Source organism: Corynebacterium sp. MSK158 (assembly GCF_030229085.1).
Taxonomy (GTDB): domain Bacteria; phylum Actinomycetota; class Actinomycetes; order Mycobacteriales; family Mycobacteriaceae; genus Corynebacterium.
Genome location: NZ_JASPHJ010000039.1, coordinates 1 through 511 on the forward strand (window position 1 = coordinate 1; position 511 = coordinate 511).

Annotated in this window: 1 protein-coding gene; it reads right to left on the reverse strand. The window is 53.2% G+C overall.

Features of this window, described 5'->3' with window-relative positions; translation table 11 throughout:
- On the reverse strand, positions 1-219 hold a 219-nt coding region (locus QP915_RS11600; protein WP_284769434.1), incomplete at its 3' end, for an IS110 family transposase.
- Between the last annotated feature and the right edge of the window lie 292 nt (positions 220-511).

The following is a 511-nucleotide window of genomic DNA, read 5'->3' on the forward strand; positions in this document are numbered from 1 at the left end:
TTGGGCGACTGCGACGGTTAATCGGCTGATGTTGTTGGGTTGATCGACAATGACAAGGACTGAGGTGTTGTCGGCGAGGAATTGGCCGAAGAGCTTGCGTAGCGAGCCTTCATGCTGATTGATGCGTTTGGGCAGGACTTGTCTGCCTTGGGGATCGAGGACGCAGGCGTGGTGGAAGTATTTGCCGACGTCTACGCCAATGACGAAGTCATAGGCCATGGGTGTGTTCCTCCTAGCGATGAATTAGAAGTTGGACTATTTGAGCTTCATCGCTGGGGGTGGTCGGACATACTTAGTACTGGCATCTACATTACTGTGAGACCTCATACCACCTGGGCTGGGTCAGGTTCCTATTAGCAGTTTGAGTATGTCACTGTCTTCGGCGGCATCACCCCCGGATCATTTTCAGACAGGGGCGGGAATAAGCCATACCGAAGCCCGCGACTAGTTCTACTGTCCTTTCAGACGGAGGGAACGGAAATAAACATAGCCCGCCCAATCGGGTGGACAG